20 protein-coding genes are annotated in these 22,533 nt (G+C 45.6%); 9 read left to right on the top strand and 11 right to left on the bottom strand.

The window, feature by feature from the left end; genetic code table 11:
• Nucleotides 1–232 precede the first annotated feature (232 nt).
• From FFM70_RS06605 to FFM70_RS06615, 3 genes are all read right to left on the bottom strand, one after another.
• Complete coding sequence (locus FFM70_RS06605) at nucleotides 233–1,450, bottom strand: ABC transporter permease (protein WP_137616057.1); 1,218 nt, start codon at nucleotides 1,448–1,450, stop codon at nucleotides 233–235.
• Nucleotides 1,443–2,342: an ABC transporter ATP-binding protein gene (locus FFM70_RS06610; RefSeq protein WP_137616058.1), complete on the bottom strand. Its 900-nt coding sequence runs from the start codon at nucleotides 2,340–2,342 to the stop codon at nucleotides 1,443–1,445. Before FFM70_RS06610 ends, FFM70_RS06605 begins: the two co-directional genes overlap by 8 nt.
• Before the next feature lie 74 nt (nucleotides 2,343–2,416).
• Entirely contained in the window at nucleotides 2,417–2,905 is a 489-nt protein-coding gene (locus tag FFM70_RS06615) for a methylated-DNA--[protein]-cysteine S-methyltransferase (RefSeq protein ID WP_137616059.1), read from the bottom strand.
• A gap of 141 nt (nucleotides 2,906–3,046) precedes the next feature.
• On the opposite strand from FFM70_RS06615, the gene FFM70_RS06620 reads away from it, so the two are divergent.
• The gene (locus FFM70_RS06620; protein ID WP_137616060.1) at nucleotides 3,047–3,601 is read left to right on the top strand and encodes a bifunctional transcriptional activator/DNA repair enzyme AdaA; all 555 of its coding nucleotides are present in this window, start codon (nucleotides 3,047–3,049) and stop codon (nucleotides 3,599–3,601) included.
• A gap of 35 nt (nucleotides 3,602–3,636) precedes the next feature.
• Here FFM70_RS06620 and apf read toward each other — a convergent pair whose 3' ends face one another.
• Nucleotides 3,637–4,533 carry an aggregation-promoting factor gene (apf, locus tag FFM70_RS06625; protein WP_137616061.1) on the bottom strand — a complete coding sequence of 299 codons (897 nt, stop codon included), beginning with the start codon at nucleotides 4,531–4,533 and terminating at the stop codon, nucleotides 3,637–3,639.
• Between the two features lie 398 nt (nucleotides 4,534–4,931).
• On the opposite strand from apf, the gene FFM70_RS06630 reads away from it, so the two are divergent.
• Complete coding sequence (locus FFM70_RS06630; RefSeq protein WP_137616062.1) at nucleotides 4,932–6,476, top strand: glycosyltransferase; 1,545 nt, start codon at nucleotides 4,932–4,934, stop codon at nucleotides 6,474–6,476.
• A complete protein-coding gene (locus tag FFM70_RS06635) occupies nucleotides 6,473–7,981 on the top strand; it encodes a glycosyltransferase (protein WP_137616063.1) in 1,509 nt (502 codons plus the stop codon). The genes FFM70_RS06630 and FFM70_RS06635 overlap by 4 nt, the downstream gene beginning before the upstream one ends.
• Nucleotides 7,982–8,171: 190 nt before the next feature.
• Here FFM70_RS06635 and FFM70_RS06640 read toward each other — a convergent pair whose 3' ends face one another.
• Entirely contained in the window at nucleotides 8,172–8,996 is an 825-nt protein-coding gene (locus FFM70_RS06640) for a LysR family transcriptional regulator (protein ID WP_137616064.1), read from the bottom strand.
• Nucleotides 8,997–9,111: 115 nt separating this feature from the next.
• Here FFM70_RS06640 and FFM70_RS06645 point away from each other — a divergent pair, with 115 nt between their 5' ends.
• Complete coding sequence (locus tag FFM70_RS06645) at nucleotides 9,112–10,119, top strand: YeiH family protein (protein WP_137616065.1); 1,008 nt, start codon at nucleotides 9,112–9,114, stop codon at nucleotides 10,117–10,119.
• A gap of 45 nt (nucleotides 10,120–10,164) precedes the next feature.
• Here FFM70_RS06645 and FFM70_RS06650 read toward each other — a convergent pair whose 3' ends face one another.
• On the bottom strand, nucleotides 10,165–10,659 hold the full coding sequence (locus tag FFM70_RS06650; RefSeq protein WP_137616066.1) for a DUF4811 domain-containing protein: 495 nt from the start codon (nucleotides 10,657–10,659) through the stop codon (nucleotides 10,165–10,167).
• Complete coding sequence (locus tag FFM70_RS06655; RefSeq protein WP_137616067.1) at nucleotides 10,656–12,137, bottom strand: MDR family MFS transporter; 1,482 nt, start codon at nucleotides 12,135–12,137, stop codon at nucleotides 10,656–10,658. Before FFM70_RS06655 ends, FFM70_RS06650 begins: the two co-directional genes overlap by 4 nt.
• A gap of 946 nt (nucleotides 12,138–13,083) precedes the next feature.
• On the opposite strand from FFM70_RS06655, the gene FFM70_RS06660 reads away from it, so the two are divergent.
• Nucleotides 13,084–13,443: a type II toxin-antitoxin system RelE/ParE family toxin gene (locus tag FFM70_RS06660; RefSeq protein WP_137616068.1), complete on the top strand. Its 360-nt coding sequence runs from the start codon at nucleotides 13,084–13,086 to the stop codon at nucleotides 13,441–13,443.
• A complete protein-coding gene (locus FFM70_RS06665) occupies nucleotides 13,430–13,705 on the top strand; it encodes a helix-turn-helix domain-containing protein (protein ID WP_137616069.1) in 276 nt (91 codons plus the stop codon). Before FFM70_RS06660 ends, FFM70_RS06665 begins: the two co-directional genes overlap by 14 nt.
• A gap of 245 nt (nucleotides 13,706–13,950) precedes the next feature.
• On the opposite strand, the gene FFM70_RS06670 is transcribed toward FFM70_RS06665, so the two are convergent.
• The gene (locus FFM70_RS06670) at nucleotides 13,951–14,877 is read right to left on the bottom strand and encodes an AEC family transporter (RefSeq protein ID WP_137616070.1); all 927 of its coding nucleotides are present in this window, start codon (nucleotides 14,875–14,877) and stop codon (nucleotides 13,951–13,953) included.
• 109 nt (nucleotides 14,878–14,986) lie between these two features.
• The gene (locus FFM70_RS06675) at nucleotides 14,987–15,667 is read right to left on the bottom strand and encodes a YczE/YyaS/YitT family protein (protein ID WP_137616071.1); all 681 of its coding nucleotides are present in this window, start codon (nucleotides 15,665–15,667) and stop codon (nucleotides 14,987–14,989) included.
• A gap of 249 nt (nucleotides 15,668–15,916) precedes the next feature.
• Between FFM70_RS06675 and FFM70_RS06680 the strand changes: the two genes are divergently transcribed.
• Entirely contained in the window at nucleotides 15,917–17,101 is a 1,185-nt protein-coding gene (locus tag FFM70_RS06680; RefSeq protein WP_137616072.1) for a cation:proton antiporter, read from the top strand.
• Nucleotides 17,091–17,630, top strand: coding sequence for a GNAT family N-acetyltransferase (locus FFM70_RS06685; RefSeq protein WP_137616073.1), 540 nt, complete (start codon nucleotides 17,091–17,093; stop codon nucleotides 17,628–17,630). The genes FFM70_RS06680 and FFM70_RS06685 overlap by 11 nt, the downstream gene beginning before the upstream one ends.
• Here FFM70_RS06685 and FFM70_RS06690 read toward each other — a convergent pair.
• Nucleotides 17,627–18,157, bottom strand: a complete 531-nt coding sequence (locus tag FFM70_RS06690; RefSeq protein ID WP_223877451.1) for a dihydrofolate reductase family protein — start codon at nucleotides 18,155–18,157, stop codon at nucleotides 17,627–17,629. The genes FFM70_RS06685 and FFM70_RS06690 overlap by 4 nt on opposite strands.
• A 324-nt stretch (nucleotides 18,158–18,481) precedes the next feature.
• On the opposite strand from FFM70_RS06690, the gene FFM70_RS06695 reads away from it, so the two are divergent.
• On the top strand, nucleotides 18,482–19,681 hold the full coding sequence (locus FFM70_RS06695) for an ATP-binding protein (RefSeq protein ID WP_137616097.1): 1,200 nt from the start codon (nucleotides 18,482–18,484) through the stop codon (nucleotides 19,679–19,681).
• Nucleotides 19,682–19,750: 69 nt separating this feature from the next.
• On the opposite strand, the gene FFM70_RS06700 is transcribed toward FFM70_RS06695, so the two are convergent.
• Nucleotides 19,751–22,513 (bottom strand): cation-translocating P-type ATPase, encoded by a 2,763-nt coding sequence (locus FFM70_RS06700; protein WP_137616074.1) that lies wholly within the window; start codon nucleotides 22,511–22,513, stop codon nucleotides 19,751–19,753.
• Between the last annotated feature and the right edge of the window lie 20 nt (nucleotides 22,514–22,533).

The following is a 22,533-nucleotide window of genomic DNA, read 5'->3' on the forward strand; positions in this document are numbered from 1 at the left end:
GATGATAGCAGTTGCCATACTAAAGGTTTCATTCAGGTATAACCACTCATTAGCCGAGAGGTTGGGGGTGTTAGGGCTCAATGGTGAAATTTTACTTAGCTGGCGGTGATTTGCCGGCAGGTTAGTAAAAGACCGGCTTTCGAGACCGCACTGTGGCTCGAAAACGTGTCCACCACGTTCCAGCCCTAACACGCCCAACCGGTAGGCGGCAAGTGAGCACAATTTTGGGAACTTATTTCAAACTAAGGCCACGTTTCAAGTTACCCCAGAAGCCAAGTTCATCCGTTTGTAGCATCAAGCCACCATAAATCTTGCCGATGTACCACATGCTGCCGATGACTGTTGCCAGTAAGATGACCATTGAAATGATGGCCTCGGGCATGGTGGCGGTCGCGTTGATCAACCGTAGCGGCATCAAGTATGAGGAGAAGAACGGAATGTAAGAAAAGACCGTTACGACACCACTACTTGGGCTTCCTTGAAAGGCCATCGCCATGACGAAGGTCAATAAATTCAAATAAATGACGGGCTGTGACGCTTTGCCAGCATCTTCCACGCGAGTGACTAAGGCACCGCAGAACGCCGAAACAACGGTGTAGAGCAAGACAGCTGCCAAGGCGAACAATAAATTAATTGATAATAAGTTGTGGAGGACTTTGCCGATGACGCTGGCGTATTGTTGCCATAGTCCGGCCGTGATGCGGCTGTGTTGGGCAAATTGAACCACCAATGCGCCACCGAGCAAGTAGACTAACAGTTGGGTGACAATCATGAGCAAGACGCCGTAGACTTTCCCATTAAAATACTTCCGTGGTGTGGTACTCGAGAAGACGACTTCCATGATCTTGGTTCCTTTTTCCGCGGCGATTTCTTGGGCGGTGATTGAAGAATAGGTCGTCAAAATCAAGTAGACGAAGAACACGAGAATATAAAATGAAATTGTTTTGGCGGCCTTATCTGAGGCCGTCTTTTTTTGAAGCTGTTGTTTGAATTTTGGTTGCACAGCCAAAGCTTGCTGCTGCGTGGTCGATAACTTCGCACGCTGCACATTCAATTGAGTCTGCGCGGTAGCCAGAAAACGTTGGATCTTAGCCTGATCACCACTATCGATCTCATTCGGGCCATTGAATGTTGCCGAAACTTGTTGATTAGTTGCCTTTAAGACCACGTAACCGTTGATATCACTACGATTAGTCGCTTTCTGGGCTGCCTTGACACTGGCATACTTTTTAGTTGTTGCGACGCCACTTTGCTTGATAAAGCTGGTCCGTAACCCCACATCGGTGCTAACTACGGCGAGATCACTTTTACTCTTGTTGGGCGTGGCAACGTAGGAAATGCCAAAGGTCATGCCAATAAATAGAAACGGCATTAAGACGAGCAACAGGAAACTCCAAGATTTCGTCTGTCGTAAATAAGTTTCACTGGTGACGATCCAAGTCTTATTCATGGTTACTTCCTCCCGCTTTAGTTCTGAAAATCTCATCAAGGGTCGGGGGCTGTTGGCTGAATTCTTGAATGTATTGGCCGTTGGTGACGGCGTCAAAGATTGCCGGACCAGCCGTTTCGTCAGCCAGTTGGAGGCGATAACGCTGGTCGCCGAGGGCTTTGACCGCTGAAACTTGTGGTAAATCTGCCAGCTGGTCAGCAGTCCAGTCGGTCGTCAAAAATAGGCGCGTCCGGCCAAACTGATTACGAACATCGTTGATTTTACCTTGCAAAACAACTTTGCCATTGCGCAACATCACGAGTGAGTCGCAAACTTCTTCGACGTTACTCATGTCGTGACTTGAAAAAATGATGGCTGCGCCGCGTTGCTTTGCGGCTAAAATGGCCTGTTTTAGGAGATCTGAGTTGACGGGATCCAAGCCACTGAAAGGTTCATCAAGAATGATGAGTTGGGGGTCATGGATCAAGGTACAGATCAATTGGACTTTTTGCTGATTACCTTTAGAGAGTTTGCTGATTTTGTCAGTGGGTTGTCCTTTGACGGCAAAGCGCTGCATCCAATCATTGATCTTCGGTTTGATCACTTTAGCCGGTTGATTTTTCAACCGTGCCAAATAGACGATTTGTTGCGTGATCGTTAATTTTGGCATGAGGCTACGTTCTTCGGGCAAATAACCGATCTGATTGTAGTCATCGGCGGTCAGTGGTTGTCCATTCCAAGTAATGGCGCCGTTAAATTTCAAAAAGTTTAAGATACTGTGAAAGGTCGTTGACTTGCCAGCACCATTTTGACCAATGAGGCCCATGATTTCCCCGTCATGGACGTCAAAGGAAACGTCGTTTAGTGCGTGCAACGTCCCGAAATTTTTACTGATATGTGCTACCGTTAGCATGTTACCGCCCCCAATAAATTAGAATAAGTTAATTATGGCGTAGATTGGTAAGGGTTGCAACTGGATTACGTTGGTTAGACGCGTTCCAAACGTAATAATTGGCGTTTCATCGGTAGGCCACCACGATAGCCACCTAATTGGCCGTCTTTGCGGACAATGCGATGGCAGGGAATAATCATCAATAATGGGTTACGTCCGACCGCTGAAGCAATCGCTCGCACCGCTTCTGGCCGTTGCAGTTTTGCTGCTAAGTCCGAGTAAGTCCAAGTGGTGCCATAGGGGACTGTTTGCAGCGTTTGCCAAACTTGTTGTTGGAAAGCCGTGCCATATGAAAGGTCGAGTGGTAGACTGAATTCAGTTTTCTGACCAGCTAAATAGGCAGTCAACTCGCGGTCAGCAGTCTGGTTAGCGTTTGGATCAACGTGGGTGGTTGCGGTTGGATAAAATTGTTGCCACTCGTCGGTAGGACCATTTGCGCTGCCCACAAAGGCTAGTCCACGCGACGTTGAACCAAGCCAAAAAGTTTGTTCAGTTATGGTTAATTGGGTTAGAGTAAGTTGCATTAGGTAGGACCTCCAGGATTAATTTAGCGTCAGTATAGCAGAAATTGACCGGCGAAAGTTTTAATATCTTGCTTTTTAATTTGTGACGTGATGGATTGGTCCTAATATTGCCGTATAATTTGATTAAAGGAGGACTACCTGATGCTGACCTTGACGGACCAACGTTTTCAAGCAATTGAACAAAACGATGCCACGCAAGATGGCGCTTTTTATTACGGTGTGACGAGCACCGGCATTTTTTGTCGACCGAGTTGTCATTCACGGTTGCCCCAACGCGATCATTTAGTCTTATTTGAGACAGTTGAAGCGGCGCTGGCGGCAGGCTTTCGACCTTGCAAACGTTGTCGACCAGCTGGTCAAGTCGTTTCAACGGCGGAATGGGTCACCGAAATCAATCAGATCATCATGACCCACTATCAAACGAAACTAGATTTGAACACGCTGGCAATGTTAGCGCATGGTGCGCCATACTATTTGCATCATGTTTATCAACAACAAACGGGACAGACGCCAATGGCTCATTTGAAGCACGTTCGGTTGACGCAGGCCCAGAAACTGTTAGTGACGACGCAGATACCGGTGAGTGAGGTTGCGCTAACTTGTGGTTTCCAATCGGCCGCTTATTTTAGTACGGTCTTCAAGCAAGCAACTCAACTGACACCACGCCAGTATCGGCAAAAAAACAGCCACACTTAAAAAGCGCGACTGTTCGTTTAAATCAGTTTTAAATTTTAGTAGTAACCGTTAGCTTCCCAGAAAGTCTTAGCAGCTGTCCATGAACCGTAACGTGAGGTCACGTAAGCAGTAGCTACGGCCTCTTGGTTCGCAGCGGAGGTATCACCGTTTAACAAAGATTTTGTTAATTGATATTTACCATAGTAATTACCGTTGGAAGCAGTGTATGAGCCACCAGATTCCTTGCTGGCAATCCAAGCTTTAGCAGCGGCATCTGAACTTGAGCTCGTTGTCGTTGAACTGCTGGTTGAAGTGGTTGAACTAGTATTCGCACTAGTTGAACTGCTTGAGCTAGCATTAGTCGAGTAACTTAAGTTCGTCGTTGAAGCGGATGAGGCCGTCGAAGATGATGATTGACTAGCTGCGGATGAAGCGACACTTGAACTAGCGCTACTTTGGCTAGTTGCACTTGATGAAGCTGCGGACGACGTTGAGCTGGCGCTGGTCGTACTACTTTGACTAGCAGCACTCGTTGGGGCAGTTGACGAAGCAGACTTGGGTCTGCTTTGGCTAGCGACACTGGTCTTTGATGACGATGACGCTACGGATTGCACGCTGCTTTGACTAGCCGCGCTCGTCGTTGACGTTGTGCTGGCACTAGTGGCCGTGTGGGTACTTTGACTAGCAGTGCTAGTTGGTACCGTGGCGGTGACAGTCGTTGTTTTAGCATCGGAGCCATTAACTTCTAATTTGTCGCCAACAAAAATTAAATTAACGTTCTTTAATTTGTTTGCTTTTTGGATTGCAGCCACCGTTGTCTTGTGCGTTTCTGCAATGGCACTAACGGTATCGCCGGCCTTAACGGTAACGGTATCGGCATTTGCAATCGTGGTTCCGATGGCAAATAAACCAGTGGCAGCTACGGATGATAATAGTACACTTTTAATCTTCATAAAAATTAATTCACTCCTGTATTTGTGTGATTGTCTAATTAACTCGCTTTACTTCATAGTTTAGTGACCAACGTTGTCGTTGATTAACTAAACAACGGTGCCAAGTATAGACGCCCAGTGTTGCAGGACAATAAACGGCAAGTTACAGTTTGCAGGCTTTTTGTAATAAAAAGCGATTATTGTAACTTGTTGTAACGATTTAACAAATTCATCACAAATTATTAATAAATTCGTCAATTGACCACATCAAAACTGTTATTTTGGGTGTTGGCTTTACCAAATCAGTTCTAAAATCGCTGATAAAAGATTTAAGATAGACCCGTGAATCCTTAAAAAAACAAGGAAGTTTGCTATAATCGACAACACGAACCACTATGACATCTGAGAGAGGCGAGAGTATGTATTACTTTGTGAATACTAGCATTAATCCGAAAAAATCCGGCATTGAACATGCGGAAATGAAACGGCTCGCACTATTTAATCAACATCAAGTGCCGGCCAAAATGGTGACACGGTTCTTTTCGTTGTCATTGCATCAAACTTTAAAAGCAGCAGGCATTAGCGCCAACAATCAAGTTAATCTTTTTGATTTTATTCAACACTCGACAACGCTTAAAACCCAAAAGTTCACGATCGACGACTTGCACTTGGCGAAAAGCTTGCGCGTCCAGCCTGATGGGCATAATTTTGTCGTTTATCAGCAAAATCAACTCCTGATGCGCGTCAATACGTTTGCGCCCGATTATCAACAAGTTAATAATGTGCAGACTTATGACCAGCAAGGCAAATTAGTTAAAACTGATTGGTATGATACCCGTGGTTTCAAAGGGTTAGAACAGTTTTATACGTTTGACGGTCAGGTTGCCAGTGAACAAGTCTTCAATCCGGCTGGTGAAGTGGTTTATCAAACCTTTCATATGCCAAGTCGGCAAAACGTGACGCAAAATTCGTTGTATCGTTTTATTAATTATCATGGTCAAGACTGGTCGTTTACTGGTGAACAACAGATGACGACGTTCTTCTTAGATGAATTGAATCGTGAGACGCCACAGTCGGTCTTTATTATTGATCGGACCTATGAATTGGCCTACTCTGCGTTACAAATGCGGACTAAAGCCTTCAAGGTGATGCATTTACACAGTAATCACGTGAATGATCCTGATCATCCTAAGACGGCCACCCTTAATTATAATTATGCTTATGCTTTGAATAATTTGGCAGATTGGAACGGGGTCATTGCAGCCACCGCCCAACAGACGGCTGACTTTGTGGATCGGTATGGTAATCAGCCGCCAGTCTTCACTATTCCGGTTGGAATCGTGCCAGATGCGACATTGAAGGCCCAGCATCCGCGCTGGTCAAGTCGAACGCCGGGTAAGATTATTTTTGTTGCCCGTTTATCGGAAGAAAAGCAGCAAAGTCATGTGTTGCGTGCCTTTAAAAAAGTGCACGCTGCTATTCCAGCGACGACCTTAGATTTTTGGGGTTATGCGAATGGTGATACTGGTAAAGAATTGAAAAAGTTGGTTCGGGAGCTGTCCCTTACTGACGCGGTTAAATTTAATGATTACACGCAAGATTTAGCCCCCGTTTATAATCACGCGCAGTTGGCAATGTTAACGTCGCGGGCAGAAGGCTTCGCGCTAGCTTTATTAGAAGGACAATCACATGGGGTGCCACAGATTGCCTATGATGTGAAATATGGTCCTCGTGATATTATCCGTGCGGGCCAAGATGGTGAATTGGTGCCTGTCAATGATATCGACGCTTTAGCTACGGCGATGATTAAGCTATTGCAGGACCCAGACCGGTTGCAAGCGTACAGTAAGCAAGCGTATCAGGATGCGGAACGCTACAGTACCACTGCCGTCTGGCAAAAATGGCAACCGTTGATGGCGGCCGCTGACAAGTTTTATCACCCAGAGAGTGAGGCGTTGAAATGATTTTCTTTGTCAATCAGTATTTAATGGCGCTAAATTCGGGCGTTGAGCATGCTGAGTTCAAACGATTACAGCTATTCAAGCAGCATCAAGTGCCGGCGCAACTTGTGACGCGCCAATTTGACGGGTTGTTACATCAGAATATGCGTCGCTTTAAGCTGGCGGATGATCAAATGGCTAATTTATTCGATTTCTTCCGGGGAACGTTGACTTATCCGGCTAAAGTTGTCAAAATCGATGCACTGGATTTTCCGCGTGCTTACAATATTAAGCCAAATCCGAATGTCAGTGAAGTGATGGAAGGGGATCGACTAGTTGCCAAGGTTCATTTTGTGCCAAGTACGGTTGGACATGTTTACTTTATTGAAATTTTTGATCAGTTTGGCAACGTGGTACAGCGGACCGACTACGATGAACGTGGTTTTAAGGCGCGCGATGAATTTTATTCGCCAACGGCTGAACCAATTACTGATCTTTATTATCGGCCAGATGGGTCTCGTTTTGCGGAAGCCTACTATGGTCATAACTCAGCTGGTGTGAACGTGGTGACCCTCTGCAAACTGATTAATTATCATGGTCAAGATTATTACTTTAATGGTGAAGAAGACTGGTATCGGTTCTTCTTAGATGAATTGAATCGACTCAATGGTGGGGAGAATACGTTTATCGCGGATCGTCCCTTAGCTGCTCAACAGCCAGTCATTGAAATGCAAACGCCGGCGCGTAAATATTTATGGCTACCGACACCGCATGCCGTTGATCCGCGTGATCAAGTTTATTCCAACCTAAATAATGCCTATGTCTATGGGATTCATCAACATTTGACTGCTTTAGATGGCTTGATCACAAGTACGGCTCAACAGCAACGTGACTTGTCACAGTGGCTGGGCGGTCAGTCACCGCGGCCAATTTATACGATTTCGGCGGGGGTCGTGTCAGCTGATCAAGCAGCACGGCCGAAGGTACCATTAGCCGAACGCCACGCCCATCAAATTATTTATACTGGGCGCGTTGATGAAGGTCGCCGCGTGGATCAAATTATCACTGCATTTGAACGGGTTAAGCGTTCTATTACGGATGCCACTTTAGTCATTCACGGTTATGGATCAGCTATTGATCGCTTAAAGGCGCAAGTCGCTAAGCTAAAATTAACGGCCAGCGTGACTTTTGCGGGCTATCAACCTGATTTAACAACGGTCTATGATCAAGCTGGAGCATATGTCTATGCTGGTGAAAGTGATGCGCAACCACTTTCGCTGATTGAAGCGCTTGGTCATGGTGTGCCAGTGGTGGCTTATGATGTGAATTATGGCCCCCGCGATGTGATTAAAGATGGCAAAAATGGGTACTTGATCAAGGACGGTGCCATTGACCAATTAGCGGCTGGATTATTACGGACGATTGAAAATCCTAAGAAGCAGCAACGGCTGATTGACGGCGCTTATCAGAGCAGTCAAGCTTACAGTGATGCTGCGGTTTGGCAACAATGGCAACAAATTATTGGTTGAAGTTAACTTTTGCTTTCAGTTGTCGCTTTCGGTGGTCGCCGATGGTATGCGGTTCCTCGCCAGCATGTTATCAGTGACAACCGAAAGCGACAATGCGCAACTAGCTTTCACCCCTTAGTTATTAAGCTTGAATAAACGACACAAAGAAGCTGCTGAAAAAATTCAGCAGCTTTTTTAATGTCTTGAAGAGTTAATGCCAAGTTTGCAAGTAGGCAGTGAGCTTGGCTTGAATCGGTTTTAAGGCAGGTTTGATTGAAGTTGGCGTTAACATGAAAAATTGGCGTTGATAGTTGGCGCTCAATTTTTCAACGGGGACTTCAGGGGCTAACACGTGTTTCGAAATGATTGTTTGGCCGATACCTTGCGCGAGCAAATCAGCGATGAGCTGGTTGCTGTGAATAATCATCGTTTGTGCTGGGCGGATGTTCTGCGCTTTGAGATAGGCGTTGGTATAGTGACGAACACCAGAATTTGGTTCGCGCAAGAGCCAGAGCGGACTCGTTAACTGACCAGCATGCACAAGCTCATCTTGTCCGAAGGCTAGCCGGTCTAGATGATCGGTCACTAATGGTTTTTCAACGAGGCCAAAGTCAAGATGATGCTGGGTCATTTGTGTCAGGATGTCAGCGGAATTGGCAAGCGTAATCTCAAACTTAAATTGGTCACTCAGCGGCGCTAATTGGGCCAGTAAAGGGGGTAAGATTAAGCTGGCGGTTGTGTGGGAAGCCCCTAAACGACAAATTGTCGGGGTGATCGTGTTGGTCGCATGCACGGCAGCTTGCGTGGCCGCCCAAGTCTCTAGCAACTTTTGAGCTTGCTCATAGAGGAGCGTGCCACTCACAGTTGGCTGAATTTCTTGGCGACCATTGCGTGTAAACAAGGTCGTTTCCAAGTCAGTTTCGAGCTGCTTGATTTGCGTTGAAACAGTCGGCTGAGAAATAAATAACTGTTCAGCGGCTTGTGAGAAGTTGCGGGTCTCATAGACGGTTTTAAAAGTTTTAAGTTGTTTTAACATGTGGTCGCCTTTCGATTAATAATCTTAATAGTAACTATCATCATAATTTATTTCTCAAATGATTACTAGCCCGGTATAATAAATTTTATCGAAAAGGCGAGGGAGTTTGAGAGATTTGAAAATAAAGATGATTTTACCTGGCTTGTTAACGAGCATCGGCATTGCCGTTATCAGTCAGTTGTTGGCTCAACGGGTGCCAGCACTTGGGGCCGCGACGATTGCGATTTTGTTGGGGATTTTGTTAGGAAATACGCTCCTACGACAACCGCAATTAGCTAAAGGAACCAAGTTTGCGGAAAGTAAATTATTGGAATATTCCGTCATGTTGCTCGGGGCAACGATGACGGTTCAAACGATTGGTCAAATTGGGGTCTGGGGTGTTGGGTTTATTTTGATTCAAATGACGGTCACAATCGTTGGGGCCATGTGGATTGGTCAACGGTTAGGCTTTAGTCAATCAATGCGGCTACTAATGGCCGGGGGCAATGCCGTCTGTGGGTCTTCCGCGATTGCGTCGATTGCGCCCGTGATTGAAGCTGATGAAGATGATAAGGGGACGGTCATCACCTTGGTCAACTTAATGGGGACTGTTTTAATGTTGACGCTGCCTTGGCTCGGGATGAGCTTGTTTGGCAGTCAGACGATTTTAAAAGGGGCCCTGATTGGTGGGACGTTACAATCAGTCGGTCAAGTGGTGGCGGCTGCTAGTATGGTGAACCAAGCCACCGTACAGTTCGCAACGATTTTTAAAATTATGCGGATCATGATGTTAGTCGTGGTCGTACTTATTTTCGGTCGGCTGCATCAACGGACTTTAGAAAATGAGCTCGCTGAAGATGCCGTTGTGAGTGGCAATGGCAGTGGTCATTGGTTACCTTGGTATGTCGCTGGTTTTCTGATTCTGTGCGCCTTGAACAGTATCTTTAACTTGCCCGTGATTATCGGTGCGACCGCACATACGATTAGCAGCTGGTTTGAAATCATCGCATTAGCCGCCATTGGCTTGCGGTTGAACTTGGTTAACTTCTTGAAGGCTGGTAAACGGTTAGCCTTGTATGGTTTAGGGGTCGGGACACTTCAAATCGTGACGGCTTTGATTCTGATTAATTTATTGTTGAAATAAGATCAAAAAACGGCAACCTGCATAATGGGCTGCCGTTTTTTGGTCCTATTTTGTAATCGTGTGCCAAGTAGTCGGGTATTGGAACGTATAGTGCCGACTGGCAAACTGATGGTTGTCTTTACCTAAGTTAAAACAGACTTTGGCCAGATGATTGCGATAAGCCCAATGGGTCGTGGTGATTTTGACCTGTGCGGACTGACTCGTTTTCAGGGTAGTCGTTGTTGATTGAGTCGATGTCTTTTGGATCTTCTCAGGTTGATCGGCCGTCCGATACACAATAACCCGTTCGCTACCAGTGCCGAGGCGCTTAATTCCTAAGGCGCGCTGTTTAGACTGGAGTGGGGCTAATTTTTGCACGCGCGTGGCACTGACTTGGCGCATTCCCCAGTGGTAATTGTCGTTTAAAATGAGCGCAATCAAACTGCCAGCAATCACGATAAAACTGGCGGCAATCCACAGGGTTCGTTTAAAACTGGCGGGACTAAAAATCATAAAGCCCGCGTAGACAAAAGTCGCTAAAATTAATAAACCGATGATCATTTGGCCGCCTCCTTAGCTGCGGTTACGGAGTGGTGTGACTTCAAGAAGAACGTCAAACCGAAACCAAAGGCACAGAAAATTAAAGAAACGACGAAAGCCATGTGGTAACCACTCAGCGTTGCATTGGTCGCTGCCGTTTGATATTTCAAAGGGGAATGCGTCAATAAACTGTGACCAGGCATCTGCCACTTGGCGACACTCGAGTACACACTGATTAGGACGGCTGTTCCCATTGAGGCAGCAACTTGACGTAAGGTGTTGTTAGCCGCTGTCCCATGTGAAATGAGATTGAATGGCAAGGCGTTGATCCCAGTCGTGGTAACGGGCATCGTGACCATTGTGAGGCCAAACATTCGAATCGCATAAACAACAATAATCCACAAGATCGGCGTCGTGGCGCTAATGGATAGGAAGAAGGCTGTTCCGAGCGTCAAAAGTAACATCCCAGTCATCGCTAGGCGACGTGCACCGATGTGGTCAAAAATTCGACCAGTAATCGGACTCATAATTCCCATCATGATGGCACCGGGCAAAAGAATTAGTCCCGAATCCATGGCAGAGCGTCCGAGGACCGTTTGAATGTACATTGGTAAAATCATTTCGACCCCCATCATCGCCATATAAGCGAGGGCCGTTAAAATAGCAGATAACGTAAAGGCGGGAATTTTGAAGACCCGTAATTCCAATAAAGGCTGATCCATGTGAAGTTGACGGTGGACAAATAACCCAATGAAAATTACACCGACGATTAAAGTCGCTAAGACCACGGGGTCACCCCAACCGGCATCGCCGACGGATGAGAAACCGTATAACATACTCCCAAAACCAATGGTGGAGATTAAGACGGACCACCAGTCGATCGGTTGTTTAGAAGTTGGGAGCACCTTGCGTAACGTAAATAACGAAATAATAATCACTAGCCAGTTGATTGGCATGATAAAGAGGAACAACGCACGCCAATTGTAATTGTCAATGATCCAACCAGATAACGTTGGCCCAATGGCGGGGGCGAGTCCAATGACGATCCCCGCGGTCCCCATAGCAGATCCCCGTTTTTCTGGGGGATAGACAGAAGACATAATCGTTTGGAAGACGGGCGCTGAAATCCCGACCCCCATCGCCTGAATCATTCGCGCAACGAGTAACATTTGAAAGTTGACGGCGAAGTAGGCGAGAATCGTGCCAAGGCCAAAAATGACCATGGCCGCTAAATACAAAATCTTAGAGTTAATCCGAGTTAGCATCCAAGCACTAACGGGAATCATGATTCCCATGATCAGCATGAAGCCAGTGGTCAACCACTGAACGGCATTCGCTGAAATATGAAAGTAAGCCATCAACGTTGGAAACGCTGTGGTAAGAAGTGTCTGGGTGACAAACGTACTAAAAGTCCCAACCAGTAAGGTCAGGACTAGCCAAGTACGGTGATATGGTTTGCCATCGGCATCGAGTGGTAAAGCCGAAGTTTGGGTTGGCATGCTTGAAACAGTCCTTTCTGAGTCGTGTTTAGTTTACAAGATTTATTAAATCACATAACTAACAAGTATAGCACTCCACCTAGACCAATTCTAATAACTCGTTCTTGGTTCAGAGTAATTGTAGCCCGCTAATGGCCAATCAAGCGTGGCAAAGCACTGCGCTAAAATTAAAAGGCAGATCAAAGTTTAAAGTTAAAAAGTACTGGACTATTCCGCAATCCTTCCTAGTCAGCCTATGAAGGATAGTTGATAGTTTTCGCTTCCGGTTGTTGTTGAGTACATGCGGCCGAGGGACCGGGTCAAGCCTGAGAAACGTCTTGCTCCTCGCCCGGAAGCCTTGCTTAAACCGCAAGTCTCCCAGCCGGTCCGTGGTGTAAGACCGGAAAAACACCGGTCAAACGCCACCCACACGGCCGATGCCATCAACAACAACCTACAGCTAATCAACTGCATTGAATGATTAGTCAATTGTTCAAATTTAGTGGCAGAGAGTAACTGCGCCTCGCTATTGTCTTTATAACTATATTCATCAACCCCATTACCCTACGACTATAGTTGCCTACCAATTTAATCTATATCAGCAAAAAGGTTGTTTCCGACACCAATTCCCCTGATAATAAGGGAAAAGGATCTAGAGACGAATTGGATTATGATGACCTAACAGAACAGAATTTGGCTACGTTGTTTCCTCGTGGGCATCACATTAGCACCAGCTATCACATGCTACTTCGGCCTTCATCAGCATTTTTTCAATAGTGTCGTCCTAAACAGCATTGCCTTTTTGGCCTATTCCAGTAGTATGCTAGTCACACATTTTTCTCTCAGCATAGCTATCCTAATCATCGTTAACGTTGGCTTTGCTGGCTAATTTACCATTTTCAAAAGGCAAAACATAATTGAGTAAAAAGAGGTGACAGATGGTAGCGTGTGCGTTACCATACTTTAAATGGAACCAATACAATTTGATTTTTTTGATAAAGCTGAATTCACAGCATTCTTAGATAGCCTGCCGATTAAAGATGCTGCGAAGCTCTTAGCAGTTCTTGATGAAGTTAAAGTTCGAGGACTATTGTCTGCCGAAAAACGCCAATTAGTAAAAAAATTAGAAGCTAATTTATATGAAATTCGCTCTAAGTTTTCCAACAATATTCAACGAGCAATCTATTTCCGGGTCGAAGGATCTCATTATGTCATCACTCATGGCTTCACCAAAAAACAACAAAAAACGCCTCAAAAGGAAATTAAGCACGCAAAACAAATTCGCGCAGTATATCAGAGAAGGAGAGATAGTAATGGACGATGTTGAAAAATACTTGCATACACGCAGTCAAGAAGATTCTGCATTTGACAGTGAATATACACAAGCCAAACTCAATCAGCAATTAGGATATGCAGTTTGGCAATTACGCACCGATATGCAGCTATCGGTTAAGGATTTTGCTACCGTAATTGGTCAATCAGAACAGGATGTTACCGCCATGGAAGATGGTAGCAAAGAACTGACAGTCAAAGAGCTATCTGATATTGCTGAGAAGACTGATAAAAAAATCAATTTTCAATTTTCGTAAAATTAGGAGAATAGTGTCTTAGATTGGCATTGAAACATTCAGGCCTAAAGTATCCGTTGTTGATAATCAATCTATTTTGCAAACAAATCATGAGTTGAGCTAACAACGTTTCATGTCCCAGCAAACGACGCTATCGTTTGCCACTCGCCTAGAAAAGTTGAAACAGACTAAAATTAGCTCCGTAAGATCAAACGGTCTTACGGAGCTAATTTTAGTCTGTTTCAATACCCTTGTCATTCACGTTCTTAATGCAAGCTAGCGAGTGCGAAGACCAATGGAATGGTCACGACACTTAAAATGGTTGAAATACTCATTAACGCTACGGCTGGTCCGGGATTGCCGTGTACCTTTAGCGTGAAAAGAACGACGATACCGGCGACCGGGCAAGCGGCCATTAACACGGTGGTATACAGTGGTATTCCCGTGATACCCATCAATTGCAAAACCACAATGGCGAGGTAGGGAAAAATAAGATTCCGTAATAAGAGCACCCACCACAGTCGTTTGTCTAAAGTTTCCCGGTTGAGTTTTACATCAGCCAAACTATTTCCAATCACGATCATGGACAGTGGCGTGTTGATGGCACTCACGTATGTAACGGCGCTGTTGGCGATTGTCGGCAGCTTGAACGACGTGATAAATAAAATCAAACCAGCAATGATGGCAATAATATTCGGATTCAAGACGATTTGTTTGAAATTATCACGACGACTGCCTTGTTTACCCGTAAATAAGGTAATCCCATGCGTCCAGCTGAAAATATTGAAAGCCGCTAAGGAAGCGACCGCGTAGAAGACTCCGGTAGCGCCAAATAGGGAACTCGTCAATGGGATCCCCATAAACCCAGCATTCGAATAGACTGAGCCGTACCGCATAATGCGACGGAGGTTAACATCTGACACGTGCTTAAAAGCCAGCTGCGTGATGAGAATCATGACCGCATAAATTACGACGATTGCCATGATGACACGGCCGAGCATTTGCAACCGGTTAGCTGAAAAAGTTTGTTCAAAGGCTTTGATAATCAGGCAAGGTGAGACGACGTACAACAAAATATTAGTTAGATCAGTTGAGGTCTGGGCATGCATGAATCCCAGCTTGTTGATCATTAAGCCGACCAACATCAAAATAAACATTAAGATGATTTGACTGGTCAATTGCGTTAGATTCATATCATCAGTCCCATCATTAGAATTAATCGGTGCTACAGCTATTATTAGGTTAGAACTGAAACAATGTCAACGCGTTTTCAAAATGTAATCGTTTTAATGATGATGGGCTTTAAGCCGGATGATGATTGGCGGTTGGCACATCGACATGATGTTTAAGCTGTGGGAAGACGTGGGTGTCGGACCAACCCATAATAGCGCCCTGTGCGACTAATGCAAAGACGGTGCCAATCCCGATAGCACGCAGTTGTCCGGTGATGAGAAATGCCACGACCGTGATCGTCAGTGGTGGCAAGTAGCTCGTCCATTGAGCGATAATTGCGGAGCCATGCAAAAAGCGAAAACGTAAAATATAAGACAAATCATCGTTCGGATGCTGAATCAGATTGCAGCGTTGATAGATGGAAACGGCCGCCGCAACACCTAATAATCCGAGTAAGTTGACGATGAGACGGATGGCGAGGGGCAATGTTGGTACGCCGACCCACTGCCAAAAGACGCCGATAAATTGAACTAAGTAACTGAATGGCAAGATGTAGAGCAGGTTAGAGATGAAACGGCGCCGGTCAAAATGGCCCAGCATGAGCTGATTTAAAATCGTGACGGCAATGCCATAGAGTAGTAGTGTCGTGCCAAGTGGAATGTGAATCCAGTTAGCTAAATTGACACTGGACCCCGTCCAAACGGCACTGCCAAGATTCGTTGAAATGGTCAGCGCGTTGGCCGCGGAATTCAAAAAGATCGAGAAAATAAGAAACCAGAAACGTTGGTGAAAATCAGCAATGTGCGTCACAAACAATCGTCCTTTCAGATGAAAACTCAATAAGGTCATTATACCGGTTTTTATGGTCGATGTTTGTGTCATAGGGTCAATTTTAAATGACCGTTGAAAGTTGTGGTATCGCTTACTGTCGAGTGCTATGAAAATATGCTATACTTGTTTCACAGTTAAATACATTCGGTTGAAGGACACTTCAAGAATTCGGACTGCTTTTGGGTTGGGCAGTTGATTTCTTGATGTGCCCTTTTTTTAGGAGGACATATGGGCTATATTGGCACTTTAAGCTTGATTTTGATTGTGACCGCGCTGGCGGGGCATCTCAGTGTTCGGATGGGATTGCCCGCAGTGATCGGTCAATTACTTAGTGGGGTTATCTTGGGACCAGCGTTACTTGGCTGGGTTTCGGCCACAGCGTTTATCAAGGACTTTGCAGAACTCGGCGTGATTATTTTGATGTTCATGGCCGGTTTGGAAAGTGATTTGCAATTATTGAAAAAGTATTGGAAACCCAGTTTGTTAGTGGCTGTACTGGGGGTTATTTTGCCAGTTGGTGTGATCGATTGGTGTAGCCAACTTTTCCATTTAGGCAATGTTGAAAGTCTATTTTTAGGGGTCACTTTTGCGGCCACTTCGGTCTCGATTTCTGTCGCGGTTTTAAAGGAATTGAATGCCCTCGACGGCAAAGAAGGAACGACGATTTTGGGCGCGGCTGTCGTTGATGATGTGTTGGCTGTCTTGATTTTGAGTTTGATGGTCAGCTTGTTTGGCAGCGAAGTTGGCGCGAGTTCGGGGCAATCGACGAACCTAGGTCTGACTTTGGCCATTCAAGCCGTCTTTTTCGTGAGTCTCTTTGTCGTGGTCAAGTGGCTCGTGCCGCTGTTGATGCGAATTGGGGACGCGTTGCTCGTGCCGACCTCGGTGACGTTGATGTCATTAGTCATCTGTTTTGGGTTGGCTTATTTGGCGGACTTTATTGGGCTCAGTGCCGTAATCGGGGCGTTCTTTGCCGGTATCGCGGTTGGTCAAACGGATTATCACGATGTCATTGATCGGCATATTCAACCGATTGGGAATGCGGTCTTTATTCCTGTGTTCTTTGTGAGCATCGGTTTAAACATGTCGTTTAAAGGGTTCCTGAATGATTTCTGGTTCATTGTGGTGATCACAGTGGCCGCCATTGCGACTAAGTTATTAGGCGCTGGGATTGGTGCCAAAATTGCGGGCTTCAGTTGGACTAGTGGTTACGAAATTGGTGCGGGCATGGTCTCACGGGGTGAGATGGCCCTCATTATTGCGCAGATTGGTTATCAAGGAAAGCTCCTGTCGGCGGATCGCTATTCCGCGGTTATCACGGCGATTATTTTGACGACGCTGATTGCGCCATTGTTGCTACGACAGTCGATTCATCATCAAGAAAAGCTGGAGGTTACTAATCATGACCATTAAATTGCAAACTGTTTTGCCTTCACAATACGCGGCAACGGCCGCTGTTGTTGAAACGGCCTTTACCGGCATTGAATACACGGATCATGAGGAGCATCACTTAATTGGCCGCTTACGAAAATCGCCGCACTACCAACCAACTTTTGATGTGTTGGCCAGTACTACGGCGGGTGAGATTATTGGTTTTTCAATGTTGTCAGTTGCGACGGTCGATCAGCAACCAGCAACTGGGAGACCGTTGCTGGTTTTAGCCCCGTTGGCTGTGTTACCGGCGTTTCAAGGTCAAGGCGTGGGCAGTGCATTGGTCCGCGAACTCGAACATCGTGCGCATCGAGCTGGGTATCCAGCCATCAGTATCTTGGGTGATCCCGCTTACTATGGCCGTTTTGGCTATCAGGCTGCCGCGGATTTCAATATTACGGCACCGTTTGAAGTGCTAGCGGAGAACTTCATGTGTCATGAGTTGGAACCGCATGCGTTAACGCACTATCATGGCAAGCTGCACTATGACGCAGCTTTTGAAATCAATTAACGCGTATAGTGAACTTCAGCTAGTTGCCCATACTGATTGGTTTCCACAAGTGTAAAACGATGCTGATAGTCTACTTCACTAAAGAGTGAAATGCCGCTGCCTAAGAAAACTGGGGCAATTTGGATATATAATTCATCGACGAGGTCGGCGGTCATGAGGGGCATTAAAACGCCAGCACCACCGACAATCCAAATATTTTTGCCATTTGCTTGGCGGAGTTTTTCGACTAGTGCAGGTAATTCCGCATTGGTGAAAATCGTATGCTCATCGCCGACGTGTGGCTTCGTTGTCATGACAATGTTTTGCGTGCTAGGATTATATGGATTAATGAGTTGATCCGTCGTTTGCGCCATGGTGTATTCATAAGTGTGTCGCCCCATGATAGCAGTATCAACTTGTTGCATAAAGTCAGCAGTGGGGGCTTCTTCGGCACCCTCAGTTTTAAATAGCCAATCGAGCCGTTCATCCTTAGTGGCTAAATAACCATCGATGGAAACGGCACCATAAAATTGAACCTTGCGCATCATTAAACACCTGCTTTTAGTTTAGTCATAAGCACATTGTAGCATGTTTAAGCGCTTTATCGCAGCAAATCCTGAAATCAGCGGGATGGGGTCACGGTTGAGCGCTTTTTTGATTGGGTTAAAATGGAAACATACTTCCAAAGAAAGAGTAAATGGACAGAAATGGAAGTATACTTCCAAAAATCTATTAAAACGCAAAAAATGGAAGTATAGTTCCATTTTTACCCTGATTGGTATAAAATGGAACTATACTTCCATTTTATAACGAGCTCGACTTAAGTTATGATAGGATTTTAAGATAAATAGAAATGAATTTAGGTGATCAAAATGATTCAGCGACCGGCATATTTAAAACAATTAATTCAATTAAAAGATACAGACTTCATCAAGATTATTACCGGTGTCCGTCGTGCGGGTAAGTCAGTATTATTAAAATTGTATCGTGATTATTTATTGGATCATGGTGTTAACGAACAGCAGATTATTTATTTCAACTTTGAAGAATTTGAGTTATTGACGATTCGAACCGCAGATCAGCTGGTTGAATTATTAAAACCTTTACTGAATAAAAAACAGCATACTTATCTGATGTTGGATGAAATTCAAATGGTGCAGGGATGGGAAAAGGTTGTCAACGGCATTCATGCTAGTTATGACTGTGACATTGTTATTACAGGTTCCAATGCCAAGATGTTGTCAGGTGAACTTGCAACACTATTGAGTGGTCGTTACGTTGAAATTCCCATTTATCCATTTTCTTTTCGGGAATTTTTGATGGCGAAGGATATCTCAGTAACGGATAGACAGGTCGATCATGTATTTGAAGAGTACGAGCAATACGGTGGTTTTCCTTCCGTCATTCTTGCAGATGAAAAAATTAAAGACACGATTTTGTCTGGTATTTTTGACACAATTATTTTGAACGATATTTCTATGCGGGCCAAAGTCAGAGATAGTGAATCATTGAAAGCGTTAGTTGGTTTCTTAGCTGATGATACTGGACAGCTAGTACGACCAGCGAAGCTTGCGAATACGTTAAATAGCGAGGGTATTTCGACAAGTAACCACACGATTGAACGCTATTTGAGCCTACTATCGGACGCTTTCTTATTCTATCGGGCTCGTCAGTATGATTTACGGGGACGAGGTTACTTACGTACGGCAGGTAAATACTTCATGGTTGATGCTGGATTACGTCGAAATGCGGTTGGGCGTCGTCCAGGAAACTACGGCGGGCAGTTAGAAAATATCGTTTATCTGGAGTTATTGCGTCGAGGTTACACGATTGATGTCGGTAAGATGGATACGGTTGAAGTTGATTTCGTTGCCCGACGAGTAGATGAGATATTGTACGTGCAAGTGACCTATGAGTTACCTAAAAACTCACATGAAACAGATAACTTGCTAAACATTAATGATAACTACAAAAAAATACTAATTACTCAGCGAAATTATCGTGATGTCCATGACATCAATGGGATTCCAATTATCAATATTGTGGATTGGTTATTGTCCGAATCTGTTTAAACTAAGTCTATTTAGGCCAAAAACAAGCCTGAACTCAGCAACTATCTGTTGAGAGTTCAAGCTTGTTTTTTAGGCTAAATGTCGACGCACAAGCGCTTTGCGTGCTTCTTCGATGAGAACCAATGGGATTGGAATGCTAAATAATAACAGCCAGTCCCGGCCGTTGATAGCCGCTGTGTTAAAGAGCCCCTGTAGAACAGGTACGTACATTAAGACCGCAATCAAGACAATTTCAAAGCCAATGCCCCACCAGATTCGCCGGTTACTGAACAACCCAATCGTGAAGACTGAGGTCACTTGGGTCCGACAATTGATGGCCGCTGCAATTTGGCAGAAGACGATGGCAGCCAACGTCATCGTGGTCGCCATGACATAAGTGTCACCACTCGCAGCTAAGGCGACGTTCGGCCAACCATGCAAGTAGTTGACGAAGAAGTAGGCGACCGTTGAAAGCACGGACGCAATCATGCCATACCAACCAAAGGCCTTCCAAACAATGGTTTTATTTAACAAATGCGCATTCCGGGCACGTGGCGGCTGGTCCATGATGCCGGGTTCACTTTTTTCAGCACCTAAGCCTAGCGCTGGCAACATATCTGTCCCAAGGTCGACCGTCAAAATTTGCATAACGGTCAAGGGTAGGGGAATCAAGCCGCGTGAAAATAAGAATAGGACAGATGGAATGGCTTCAGGCACGTTACTGTTCAAAATGTAGAGCAGGAACTTTTGCAAGTTACTGTAAACGGTACGGCCTTCTTCAATCGCCGAAACGATGGAGGCAAAGTTGTCATCCGTCAAGATCATATCGGCGGCATCTTTGGCGACATCAGTCCCCGTGACCCCCATAGCAATCCCAATGTCAGCTTGTTTCAAGGCTGGGGCATCGTTGACACCGTCACCAGTTGCGGCCACAATTTCACCGTTGTGCTGATTGGCTTTGACGATGCGATACTTTTGTTCGGGCGCTACCCGGGCAAAAATAACTTCGCCTTTAACGGCAGCTTGCAGTTCAGAATCGCTCATCGCTGCTAATTCATCGCCAGTGATGACACGAACTTGGTCGCTATCAATCCCAATTTTAACGGCCACACTCTTAGCTGTTAAAGGACTGTCACCGGTGACCATGATAATCCGAATATTCGCACGGTGACATTTTTCAACCGCGTCGTAAATTTCAGGACGGGGTGGGTCGGCCATGACAGTCAAGCCCACGAAAGTTAAGTGTTGTTCAGTCGCTTCAATTGTACAGTCGGCGGGATCACTTGGCAGGCCGTTGTAAGCTCGATAAGCCATTGCCATTGAACGTAATCCTTCGGCAGCATAGTGCTTGTTGGCCGCATCAATGTTGGCTGTATCGGTAGCGGTAATTGGGCGCACCTGACCATTTTCTAAGATCGTGTCACAGATTGCGAGAATGCCATCTAGGGCCCCTTTAACGTAAACGACTTGCTGGCCATCGGGTTGGCGATGGATCGTGGTCATCCGTTTGCGGTCGGAATCAAATGGCAATTCTTCGAGGCGAGGATACTGCTGTTTGAGTTCGTCTAGATTGAGTCCTGATTTTTCTGTCAAGATCAAATGGGCTGCTTCAGTCGGCGTCCCAAGAATCTTGGGCTTGGCTTGAGCCGTCTTGCCAGGTTGGATTTCGGTATCATTATCTAGGCCAGAAATTCGTAAGAGTAAGGCTAAATCAGGTGCTTGCGCTAAGTCAACTGGCGTTTTAGCCGCCAAGACTTGGCCGTTGTTGAGGTACCCTTGGCCGCTGACTTGATAGCGTTGCTTAGGGAGCCAAACGTGATTGATCGTCATTTGGTTTTGTGTGAGCGTCCCGGTTTTATCGGAACAGATCACGGTAGTCTCACCGAGTGTTTCCACACTGCTGAGTTCTTTGACTAGGGCGTGCTTCTTGGACATTCGCGTGACCCCTTGTGCCAAGGATAAGGTGACGGTTGGCAACAATCCTTCAGGAATAAAGGCCACGATCATCCCTAACGCAAAAATAAAGGATTTTGCTACGGGGTAGTGAACGAAGAAAATGGCCGCGACAAAGAAAATGAGACCAATTAAAATGGCAATCATTGAAATTTGGCGAGTCAATCGGTTAAGCTCGGCCGTTAAAGGTGAGACAGTGCCTTGCTGATTTTGCGTTAAGCTGGCAATTTGACCAAATTCGGTTTGCATCCCGGTTTGAACGGCCACGGCAGTCGCAGTCCCATTAACGGCCACGGTTCCGGCATAGACGATGTTGGCTTCAGCAAACTTGCCGTCACCTTTGTGATAAGTCGGTTGCTTATCGACCGCAACTGATTCGCCAGTTAAGGCCGATTCGTCAACTTGTAAGGCATTGCCGGCAATAATGCGGGCGTCCGCTGAAATACTATTCCCAGCTTGGATTGTAAAGACATCGCCGGGGACTAAATCAGTCGCGTTGATTTGTTTCGTTTTACCATCACGCCAAACGTGCGTGTAGGTCGGTAACATTTCTTTTAAAGAGTCCGTTGCTTTTTGCGCGGCATGTTCCTGCCAAAAACTAAAGCAACCGTTGATAATGTTGACCGCCCAGATGGCAATCCCTAATTCCAACATACCGACGAACATCGCAATCAATCCGCTGACCCACAAAAGGAGGGCCATCAAACTGGTGAAGTTCTTGATGAACGCTTTAAACTGCGACCGCGATTGCGTTTGTTGAATCGTGTTTGGGCCAACGTCTTGTAGGCGTTTAGCGGCATCCGTATCACTCAGACCGGTCGCTTGGGTCTTGAGTGCTTGGTAAAATTGGTCAACCGATAATTTTGCAAAATCATCGGTGGTCTTTCCAGATTTTCCCATCATTTTTTCACTCCTATGAA

This window comes from Lactiplantibacillus nangangensis, from assembly GCF_005405065.1.
In the GTDB taxonomy this organism is placed as follows: Bacteria; Bacillota; Bacilli; order Lactobacillales; family Lactobacillaceae; genus Lactiplantibacillus; species Lactiplantibacillus nangangensis.

What these genes read in the sequence shown, in the direction of transcription:
- FFM70_RS06605 (WP_137616057.1), bottom strand. Translation starts at nt 1,450, where the DNA reads ATGAATAAGACTTGGATCGTCACCAGTGAAACTTATTTACGACAGACG.
- FFM70_RS06610 (WP_137616058.1), bottom strand. Translation starts at nt 2,342, where the DNA reads ATGCTAACGGTAGCACATATCAGTAAAAATTTCGGGACGTTGCACGCA.
- FFM70_RS06615 (WP_137616059.1), bottom strand. Translation starts at nt 2,905, where the DNA reads ATGCAACTTACTCTAACCCAATTAACCATAACTGAACAAACTTTTTGG.
- FFM70_RS06620 (WP_137616060.1), top strand. Translation starts at nt 3,047, where the DNA reads ATGCTGACCTTGACGGACCAACGTTTTCAAGCAATTGAACAAAACGAT.
- apf (WP_137616061.1), bottom strand. Translation starts at nt 4,533, where the DNA reads ATGAAGATTAAAAGTGTACTATTATCATCCGTAGCTGCCACTGGTTTA.
- FFM70_RS06630 (WP_137616062.1), top strand. Translation starts at nt 4,932, where the DNA reads ATGTATTACTTTGTGAATACTAGCATTAATCCGAAAAAATCCGGCATT.
- FFM70_RS06635 (WP_137616063.1), top strand. Translation starts at nt 6,473, where the DNA reads ATGATTTTCTTTGTCAATCAGTATTTAATGGCGCTAAATTCGGGCGTT.
- FFM70_RS06640 (WP_137616064.1), bottom strand. Translation starts at nt 8,996, where the DNA reads ATGTTAAAACAACTTAAAACTTTTAAAACCGTCTATGAGACCCGCAAC.
- FFM70_RS06650 (WP_137616066.1), bottom strand. Translation starts at nt 10,659, where the DNA reads ATGATCATCGGTTTATTAATTTTAGCGACTTTTGTCTACGCGGGCTTT.
- FFM70_RS06655 (WP_137616067.1), bottom strand. Translation starts at nt 12,137, where the DNA reads ATGCCAACCCAAACTTCGGCTTTACCACTCGATGCCGATGGCAAACCA.
- FFM70_RS06660 (WP_137616068.1), top strand. Translation starts at nt 13,084, where the DNA reads ATGGAACCAATACAATTTGATTTTTTTGATAAAGCTGAATTCACAGCA.
- FFM70_RS06665 (WP_137616069.1), top strand. Translation starts at nt 13,430, where the DNA reads ATGGACGATGTTGAAAAATACTTGCATACACGCAGTCAAGAAGATTCT.
- FFM70_RS06670 (WP_137616070.1), bottom strand. Translation starts at nt 14,877, where the DNA reads ATGAATCTAACGCAATTGACCAGTCAAATCATCTTAATGTTTATTTTG.
- FFM70_RS06680 (WP_137616072.1), top strand. Translation starts at nt 15,917, where the DNA reads ATGGGCTATATTGGCACTTTAAGCTTGATTTTGATTGTGACCGCGCTG.
- FFM70_RS06685 (WP_137616073.1), top strand. Translation starts at nt 17,091, where the DNA reads ATGACCATTAAATTGCAAACTGTTTTGCCTTCACAATACGCGGCAACG.
- FFM70_RS06690 (WP_223877451.1), bottom strand. Translation starts at nt 18,157, where the DNA reads ATGATGCGCAAGGTTCAATTTTATGGTGCCGTTTCCATCGATGGTTAT.
- FFM70_RS06695 (WP_137616097.1), top strand. Translation starts at nt 18,482, where the DNA reads ATGATTCAGCGACCGGCATATTTAAAACAATTAATTCAATTAAAAGAT.
- FFM70_RS06700 (WP_137616074.1), bottom strand. Translation starts at nt 22,513, where the DNA reads ATGGGAAAATCTGGAAAGACCACCGATGATTTTGCAAAATTATCGGTT.